Annotated in this window: 6 protein-coding genes and 1 pseudogene; 3 read left to right on the plus strand and 4 right to left on the minus strand. The window is 42.2% G+C overall.

Annotation, left to right across the window (positions count from 1 at the left end):
* Positions 1–120: pseudogene (locus ACEO2X_RS12130) on the plus strand (IS30 family transposase); the annotation flags it as partial.
* 157 nt (positions 121–277) lie between these two features.
* Here the strand turns inward: ACEO2X_RS12130 and ACEO2X_RS12135 are convergent.
* From ACEO2X_RS12135 to ACEO2X_RS12145, 3 genes are all read right to left on the minus strand, one after another.
* Positions 278–1,561, minus strand: a complete 1,284-nt coding sequence (locus ACEO2X_RS12135) for a ribonucleotide-diphosphate reductase subunit beta (protein WP_131260703.1) — start codon at positions 1,559–1,561, stop codon at positions 278–280.
* A 139-nt stretch (positions 1,562–1,700) separates the two neighbouring features.
* Positions 1,701–1,835, minus strand: coding sequence for a hypothetical protein (locus ACEO2X_RS12140; protein ID WP_004972322.1), 135 nt, complete (start codon positions 1,833–1,835; stop codon positions 1,701–1,703).
* Between the two features lie 196 nt (positions 1,836–2,031).
* The gene (locus ACEO2X_RS12145; protein ID WP_371972085.1) at positions 2,032–4,863 is read right to left on the minus strand and encodes a ribonucleoside-diphosphate reductase subunit alpha; all 2,832 of its coding nucleotides are present in this window, start codon (positions 4,861–4,863) and stop codon (positions 2,032–2,034) included.
* 589 nt (positions 4,864–5,452) lie between these two features.
* On the opposite strand from ACEO2X_RS12145, the gene bfmR reads away from it, so the two are divergent.
* Positions 5,453–6,169 carry a response regulator transcription factor BfmR gene (gene bfmR / locus ACEO2X_RS12150; protein ID WP_096902057.1) on the plus strand — a complete coding sequence of 239 codons (717 nt, stop codon included), beginning with the start codon at positions 5,453–5,455 and terminating at the stop codon, positions 6,167–6,169.
* 62 nt (positions 6,170–6,231) lie between these two features.
* Positions 6,232–7,899, plus strand: coding sequence for a sensor histidine kinase BfmS (bfmS, locus tag ACEO2X_RS12155; protein ID WP_096902056.1), 1,668 nt, complete (start codon positions 6,232–6,234; stop codon positions 7,897–7,899).
* Positions 7,900–7,998: 99 nt separating this feature from the next.
* On the opposite strand, the gene putP is transcribed toward bfmS, so the two are convergent.
* Entirely contained in the window at positions 7,999–9,489 is a 1,491-nt protein-coding gene (gene putP, locus ACEO2X_RS12160; RefSeq protein WP_154320988.1) for a sodium/proline symporter PutP, read from the minus strand.
* Positions 9,490–9,758 lie beyond the last annotated feature (269 nt).

Raw genomic sequence — 9,758 nt, forward strand, 5'->3', positions numbered from 1 at the left:
TCAAACGAACAAATAGAGCAGATAGAATTTGCACTCAACCATCGTCCTAGAAAAACCCTAGGTTGGTATACACCGAGTGAAGTTATGGCTGGTTTTTATACTGTTGCACTTGCCGCTTGAATCCGCCAAATAAATAAATTAAAAAAATCAAATTGTTAGGTATTTGCACAACCTAGCCATTAAATACTCGATCGTATCTTTAAAAAAACCGCCATGAATGGCGGTTTTCTCAATGACAACTCATGTGTCTCACAACGATATTTTATGTGTCGCGATATTACCAGCTCAATGCACCGCCAGTCTGGTAATCGGTCACACGCGTTTCAAAGAAGTTCTTCTCTTTACGCAAGTCCATCATCTCAGACATCCATTGGAACGGGTTGTTTACGCCAACAAACTGTTCAGGTAAACCGAGCTGACTTAAACGACGGTTACAGATGAATTTCAAATATTCTTCCATCATACCTGCGTTCATACCCAATACACCACGTGGCATAGTGTCACGCGCATATTCAATTTCAAGCATCGTGCCTTCAAGAATCATTTGAATCACTTCTTGCTGGAATTCTGCAGTCCACAAGTGTGGGTTCTCAATCTTGATTTGGTTAATCATGTCGATACCAAAGTTCAAGTGCATAGATTCATCGCGTAAAATGTACTGGAATTGCTCTGCAACACCATTCATTTTGTTACGACGGCCCATCGACAAGATTTGGCTGAAACCGCAGTAGAAGAAAATACCTTCAAGTACACAATAGAATGCGATCAAGTTGCGTAGCAAAATTTGGTCGTTTTCTGGTGTACCTGTTTTGAAAGTAGGATCACTTAAAGATTGCGTGTACTTCAAGCCCCATGCTGCTTTACGTGCAACCGATGGTACTTCGCGGTACATATTGAAGACTTCACCTTCATCCATACCTAACGATTCGATACAGTACTGGTAAGCGTGAGTGTGAATCGCTTCTTCAAAGGCTTGACGCAAAATGTACTGGCGGCATTCAGGGTTGGTAATGTGGCGATAAATTGCCAATACCAAGTTGTTAGCAACCAATGAGTCTGCAGTAGAGAAGAAACCAAGTGAACGCATAACAATGGTGCGCTCATCTTCAGTTAAGCCATTTTCAGACTTCCACAATGCGATGTCGTGGTTCATGTTGACTTCTTGCGGCATCCAGTGGTTTGCACAACCATCTAGATATTTTTGCCATGCCCATTCGTATTTGAACGGTACAAGCTGGTTTAAGTCTGCACGACAGTTGATCATGGCTTTATCATCAACCTGTACGCGAGATGCACCCATTTCTAGTTCTTCAAGACCAGGTGCAACGTCCAATTGATCTAGAGCGTTAGATGCTCTTGCCAACGGATCGGTTGAATCTGTTGCTCCACTTCTAGGGGCTGCAGCGGGTTGTGCAGTTGCCACAGGCGTCTGTGGTTGCTCTGCATGAGATACCATCTGCGTATCATGCGCTTTTTGCGGCTCGACGGGCGCAGACTTGTGTTCAGGAGCAGCCGGTTTTTGCGAATCATCTTCGAAATCGTCCCAACTTAGGATAGACATATCAATTCTCTCTTCGTTGCTTTATATCTTTTATGGACATCCAGCCACGCTGAGATGTCTTAATATACGCTTAATTTGTGAAAGCAAAATTAAGTTTTGCTCATCTTGGTCTGAAAAATGTACATTCCGACCAATGTGCTCACGACTTATTTTGCTTTCGCTGTTGTTTTGCCGCTTGTACCCAAAAGTAAGCAATTGGTGCGTAAAACAACACTACAAAGGAAACCAGCAAGACCGCGAGTCCTAACATATAGTTGTGGGTCATGTGTGGCATGTAGTGGTTTCCTTATTAATTTAACAATCCATTTTCTTGTACTAAATCCATGCATGATTAATCATGCATGGATAAAATATGTTTACTATTTCTCATCGCCTTTGATAGCAACTATTAAGGCGGTAAATACTGCCATGAATAATACTATCAATAATAAAATTACAATAAGTAGTACAAGAAAATATGGAATAGTCATTTATTGACACGCCTCACAATCAGGATTATCAATACTACATGCCATTGGCACTGGTGCTGCTTGACCGAAGCCTTCTTCTTCAGCCACCACTTCAGGTTTAATTTCCTGCGCTACCGCTGCAACAGGTGCTGCCGTAACAGTTGCAGGTTTTACTGCGTTCAATGCACCTGTGTTAATGGTTGATTTCTCTGCAGATGTTGCACCTAATGCACGTAGGTAATAGGTGGTTTTCAGACCACGTAACCATGCCATTTTGTAAGTCAGGTCAAGTTTCTTACCGTTTGCACCTGCAATATACAAGTTCAACGATTGCGCCTGATCAATCCATTTTTGACGACGTGATGCTGCATCAACAATCCATCGTGGCTCAACTTCAAACGCTGTCGCGAAAATTGCTTTCAATTCTTCAGGAATACGTGAAATTTTTTGTACTGAACCTTCAAAGTGTTTCAGGTCATTCACCATTACAGAATCCCACAAATCACGCGCTTTCAATGCACGAACAAGGTAAGGGTTGATTACTGTAAATTCACCAGACAAGTTCGATTTCACATACAAGTTTTGGAATGTCGGCTCGATAGACTGAGAAACGCCACAAATATTTGAAATGGTTGCAGTCGGAGCAATCGCCATCACGTTTGAGTTACGCATACCATCTTTTTGAACTTTGGCACGTAAGCTGTCCCAATCCAAACGCTGTGTACGGTCTACTTCAAACATACGTTCTGGACGTGATTTCGCCACAATGTCTAAAGAGTCAATTGGCAAGATGCCTTGATCCCACAATGAACCTTTAAATGTTTCGTAAGTACCACGCTCAACCGCCAAGTCGCTAGACGTTTGAATCGCGTAGTAGCTGATTACTTCCATAGATTCATCGGCAAATTCAACTGCAGCATCTGAACCATAAGCCAAGTTCATCTCATAAAGCGCATCTTGGAAGCCCATGATGCCCATACCTACAGGACGATGTTTCAAGTTTGAATTACGTGCTTGTGGTACAGCGTAGTAGTTAATGTCGATGACGTTGTCGAGCATACGCACTGCAGTTTTAATAGTACGTGCTAATTTTTCACGATCTAACACACCACCTTGAACGTGTTGTACAAGGTTGATAGAACCCAAGTTACATACCGCGATTTCATCTTGGTTAGTATTGAGGGTAATTTCAGTACACAAGTTAGATGAGTGCACTACACCAACGTGTTGTTGCGGTGAACGTAAGTTACATACGTCTTTGAATGTGATCCACGGGTGACCTGTTTCAAACAGCATTGACAACATTTTGCGCCATAAGTCCTTCGCACGAAGTTTCTTATGCAGCATGTTAGTTTCTTTGGCAATGCTTTCGTAGTACGCATAACGCTCAGCAAAAGCTTCGCCCGTCAAGTCGTGCAAGTCTGGTGTTTCAGATGGCGTAAACAATGTCCATTCTGCATCTTCAAAGACACGTTGCATGAACAAGTCAGGCACCCAGTTCGCTGTGTTCATATCATGGGTACGACGACGGTCATCCCCTGTGTTTTTACGCAGTTCTAGGAATTCTTCGATGTCTAGGTGCCAAGTTTCTAAGTACGCACATACCGCACCTTTACGCTTACCACCTTGATTGACCGCAACAGCAGTATCGTTCGCAACTTTAAGGAACGGAACAACACCTTGAGATTTACCGTTTGTTCCTTTGATATATGAGTTCAAGGCACGTACTGGCGTCCAGTCATTGCCTAAACCACCTGCCCATTTAGACAGCATTGCGTTGTCACGCATTGCACCATAAATGTTGTAAAGGTCATCAGAAATTGTAGTTAAGTAACAGCTTGATAACTGTGGACGTAGCGTACCTGAGTTAAACAGGGTAGGCGTAGAAGCCATGTAGTCGAAGCTAGACAATAAGTTATAGAACTCGATTGCACGTGCTTCACGGTCATCTTCATTAAGCGCCAGACCCATTGACACACGCATAAAGAACAATTGTGGAAGTTCAAAGCGTACGCCATCTGAGTGAATGAAATAACGGTCAAATAAAGTTTGCAGACCTAAATAGGTAAACTGGTTTGAGCGTTCAGGCTGAATCGCTGCAGCAAGTTTGGCAAGGTCAAACTCAAGTAAGTCTGCAGAAAGCAAATCAAGTTCTACACCTTTTTTCAGGAAAGTTTCTAATGCTTCGCCTTCAGGTGTATCTGTTGCCAAACCTAAAAATTCTAAGCCTGTTGCTACCAAGTCATTACGCAATAAACGCGCAGTCACATAGGTATAGTTCGGCTCTTGCTCAATACGGGTACGAGTCGCCATCATCATGGTGGTTGAGATGTCAGACTCTTTTACACCGTTGTAGAGGTTTTTCACGGTTTCATCAATGATGGCATCTACATCAATGCCTTCTAAACCTTCAGCAGCTTTGTTTACTGTTGCTTTTAACGCACCTAAGTCGAGTGGTTTAAGCTGACCGTTTGCATCAGTCACTTGTAACGTCGGGTGATGATTTTCACCTGCTTGCTTACGTGCTTCAGAGCGTTGTTCACGGTAGATGACATAAGCACGGGCAACTTTTTGTTCGCCAGTACGCATCAGCGCAAGTTCAACTTGGTCTTGAATTTCTTCAATGTGAATAGTTCCGCCAGACGGTAAACGGCGATTGAACGTGTTCAGCACCATTTCTGTCAGTTGTTCGATACGATCATGAATACGGCTTGAGTCTGCGCTTTGTTGACCTTCTACAGCCAAAAACGCTTTGCCAATTGCAACTGCAATTTTTTCAGCATCGAAAGCGGCAACATCACCAGTGCGTTTAATCACTTGTAATTGACCGGGGGTTGATGTGATTACGCTCATGTCAGCATAGCTCCATTGTCATCTATTGTTATGTTTATGGACCATTTAAACTGGGCAAAATTTAGGCCACAGTGTTTGAGGAATAAACACAAGACTTAGTGGTTTAAAATTGAATTGAACACAAGATACGGGAAAATTGAGGGTAGATCAATATTGACTTTTTCTTTTAAATTTTGACTTTTTCTGAATTAAAATTTATCTCAAAAATACCGATTTTTGTCCTATTGGCTATAAGCCTTATCAGACAAGGGCATAGCATAACAAAGCTCGGAAAAACTGCTTATAGATAACCTTGTGGATAACTTGAAAAGTTAGGAGATAATTTTTCTAAATCAAGCAAGGAATTGATCTAGTGCAAAAAAAATCATTTTGTAATCTAATATTTCTCAAACCTCTTTAAAAATTACTAGAACTAGAAAAGTGCTATAAATTCAATGCTTAATAAAAATATAACAAAATAATACGCAGATGTATCAGTTTGGTGAACAGTATCTTGTTTACAATGTAAACGTGTGTATATTGCAAATTATATCAAGACCTATCTCTCAGATTTTAAAAGGATAGGTCGAATCCAATAAAGGGACAGGTTATGAGTCAAGAAGAAAAGTTACCAAAAATTTTAATTGTTGAAGATGATGAACGCCTTGCACGACTTACGCAGGAATACTTAATTCGCAATGGTTTAGAAGTTGGGGTAGAACCAGATGGCAACCGCGCGATTCGCCGTATTATTGCCGAGCAACCCGATCTTGTGGTGCTAGATGTGATGTTACCAGGTGCCGATGGTTTAACCATTTGTCGTGAGGTTCGTCCACATTATCATCAACCGATTTTAATGCTGACTGCGCGTACTGAAGATATGGATCAGGTGCTAGGTCTAGAAATGGGTGCAGATGACTATGTTGCAAAACCTGTGCAGCCGCGCGTATTGTTGGCGCGTATTCGTGCTTTATTACGCCGTACCGACAAAGTGACTGAAGATGAAGTGGCACAGCGCATTGAATTTGATGATTTAGTGATTGATAACGGTGGTCGTTCTGTGACTTTAAATGGTGAACTGGTTGATTTCACCAGCGCAGAATATGACTTGTTATGGTTATTGGCTTCAAATGCAGGGCGTATTTTATCTCGTGAAGATATTTTTGAGCGTCTGCGTGGTATTGAATATGATGGTCAAGACCGTTCAATTGACGTGCGTATTTCACGTATTCGTCCAAAAATTGGCGATGATCCTGAAAATCCAAAACGTATTAAAACTGTGCGCAGTAAAGGTTATTTGTTCGTTAAAGAAACCAACGGCATGTAATACGCTTTTTTCTGAGTCAAATACTGACTCAAATATAAAATAAGTCACATAGGACGGGTTTTGTGCTTAAACACAGTATATTCTTGCGCATATATGCAGGATTGGTGATCTTAGTTGCAGTAGTTGCCATTTTGGCGTACTTATTGGTGCAAATCATCAACTATCAGCGTGCGCAAGAATATCGTGAGTCTTTAACTGATGGTATGGCTTATATTATTAGTGAAGGGATTGCACGACAGCAAAACGAACAGCAAAAGAAAGACTGGATTTCTGATGCATCCGATTTGCTGGAATTGCCCATCTACTATGTGCAGGCAGACAAAGTAGATTTGTCGCGCGCAGAGCTTAGACGGATTAAAGAACGTAAAGCGGCTGTGCGCTATAATGCCGAAAATATGATTGCCTATATTATTTTGGGTATGAAAGATGATCCAAATCATTATTTATATATCAAGGCAGATAAAATTACAGAACGGCAAATGAAAGCTTTGCCGATTTTTGTTTTAGATTATTTGGTGTATTACCCGGGTCAGGAAAAAGAATATCTAGCCAAAATTCAGCAGCACTTTTCTTATCCAGTCAATATTAAAAATATTCAGGAACTGCCACTCGATTCTGAACAGATTGGGCGTTTAAGACTCGATCACAGCATTATTTTATATCGTGACAATGCCACCGTGCGTGGTACAACCATCTCGATTGTGTCACCGATGCCAAATTCACCCTCAGAAGTCTTGGTTTTAGGGCCTGTGCCGTTATTTAACTGGATGCCATTCCAGTTGGCAGCAGGCATTACCTTGCTCAGTATGTTTATGTTGAGCTTGGGGGTTTATGGTTTGATCTTGCCTATGCAACGTAAGATCCGCCAAGTGAACTATGCCTTAAACCGCACCAAATCGGGTGATTTAAACATGCGTTTGCCTGTAGATGGCACAGATGAAATGGCAAGTTTGGCATCTAGTTATAACAGCATGTCCGACCATATTCAGCGTTTGATTGAGGCGCAGCGTGAACTGATGCGCGCTGTATCGCATGAGCTGCGCACGCCTGTGGCACGTATTCGTTTTGGTATGGAAATGCTGGCAGAAGAAGATGATTACGAATATCGCTTACAGCAAGTCGAAATGATTGATAAAGATATTGAGGCTTTAAACACCTTGATTGATGAGATCATGACCTATGCCAAACTTGAACAGGGCATGCCATCTTTAGAAATTGAAAAGATCGTTTTGGTTGAAGTGCTAGAGCAGGTGGCTACGGAAACAGAAGCATTGAAAACCCAAAAAGATATTCAATTGCTTGCCCCACCTGTGACTTTGGAAGTGGAAGCTGAACGCCGTTACTTGCACCGTGTGGTACAGAACTTGGTGGGCAATGCAGTCCGTTACTGTGACCATAAAGTCTTGATCAGTGGCGGTATTAACGAACAAGGCATGGCCTATGTTTGTGTGGAAGATGATGGGCCGGGGATTCCCGAACAAGACCGAGAACGTGTATTTGAAGCCTTTGCTCGTTTAGATGACAGCCGCACCCGTGCTTCAGGTGGTTATGGTTTAGGTTTGTCTATTGTAAGCCGCATTGCTTATTGGTTTGGTGGCAAAATTGAAGTCGATCAGAGTCCGAACTTGGGTGGTGCACGTTTTATGATGGTTTGGCCTGCCAAACGGTTTAGTAAGGCAAGAAAAAAAGTCGCAGCAGAGAAAGAGAAAACTACAGATTCATTGACTTGATTTGAGTGTACTAAAACTTTTCTCAGACATAAAAACCAGTGCAGTTCAAGGCACTGGTTTTTTATCGCTTTTTTATCTCTATGCAGATCAATCTACAGCTTAGTGCGATTCTTTATATTGCTGATCGGCCTGTTCAAAACGGTCTGTCACTTCATGACTTGGCGCTTTACCCAATAAACTCACCACGACAATCGCAATCCAAGAACAGACAAAGCCCGGAATAATTTCATAAATACCCGTATCTGCCCAAAGGTTTTTCCAAAGAATGACCATAAGTGCGCCGACAACCATCCCCGCCAATGCACCATTTAAAGTCATGCGTTTCCAGAACAAAGACAAAATGATTAGTGGACCAAATGCTGCACCGAAGCCTGCCCAAGCATAAGAAACCAATCCCAAGACTTTTGATTCAGGATTACCCGCCATCCAAATAGCAAGCAGCGCAATCATGAGTACCATGCCGCGTCCGACCCACACCAATTCATTTTGTGAGGCATTTTTACGCAGGAACGATTTGTAAAAATCTTCGGTTAAAGTACTTGAACAGACCAAAAGTTGACAGCTTAGGGTACTCATCACAGCAGCTAAAATTGCAGCCAGTACCACACCTGCCACCCACGGATTAAACAGGATTTTGGTCAATTCCATAAATACTGTTTCAGGATTGGCATTGACCACACTTGCCAGTTCAGGATGTTGCTGGAAGTAGGCGATACCAAAAAAGCCCGCAGCCACCGCACCGCCTAAACATAAGGTCATCCATGTCATGCCAATACGACGTGCATTCGGAATAGACTTGACTGAATCAACTGCCATAAAACGCACTAAAATATGTGGCTGTCCAAAATAGCCTAAGCCCCATGCCATGAGGGAAATGATCGCGACCCAGCTTAAATCTCCGACTAAATTCAGCGCCTGCGGACGAGCCGCTTCTAAAGCAAGTGTGACTTGGCTTAGGTCAGAAAAGCTGAGTAGGGTAATGATAGGGGTCAGCAAGAGCGCAAAAATCATCAAGCCAGCCTGAATGGTGTCCGTCCAGCTGACTGCCAAGAAACCACCAATAAACACATAGCTGATGGTGGCAATAGCACTAATCCACAATGCAGTGCTATAAGGCAGATCAAACATACTTTCAAATAAGCGCGCACCTGCAACCATGCCCGAAGCACAATAAATCGCAAAGAAAATTAGAATTACGCAGGCAGATACAATCCTTAAAATTTTTCTTTGATCATTAAAACGGTTAGAAAAATAATCAGGCAAAGTCAGTGCATTGTGCTGTACTTCGGTGTGTACTCGTAAACGACCTGCCACCAAAAGCCAGTTTAGCCATGCGCCAATAATCAGACCAACGGCAATCCACATTTCAGACAAACCTGAAAGATAAATGGCACCGGGTAAGCCCATCAGCAACCAGCCACTCATATCGGATGCGCCTGCAGAAAGTGCAGTGACAAAACTGCCAAGACGACGACCACCTAAAATGTAGTCCGAGAAATTTCGAGTCGCGCGATAAGCCAATAAACCAATGACAATCATGGCGACAATATAAAACAGGAAAGTAATAATGGTGGGGTTGAGTGCGCTCATACAGTATCCATTTGGGTTTTGGACAGTCGACTAAAATACAGACCGCTGCTAGATGTGAGTCACTCAATTTGGTGAGTGCAGACATCTCATCTGCGGTGCTGATTTCATCAAGAAACGCGAAATTTAACCATACATTAAAAAATATAGGACTTACGCATTGACGGATTCAAAAAAGTATTAAAATACTTTATAAAGTATCTGTGATCAGACGAATTAAACATGCTTCTACAGCAACTTGTACATTACCCATTTATATGGGCTTTCTCATG

Source organism: Acinetobacter sp. AL9 (assembly GCF_041464035.1).
Taxonomy (GTDB): Bacteria; Pseudomonadota; Gammaproteobacteria; order Pseudomonadales; family Moraxellaceae; genus Acinetobacter; species Acinetobacter towneri.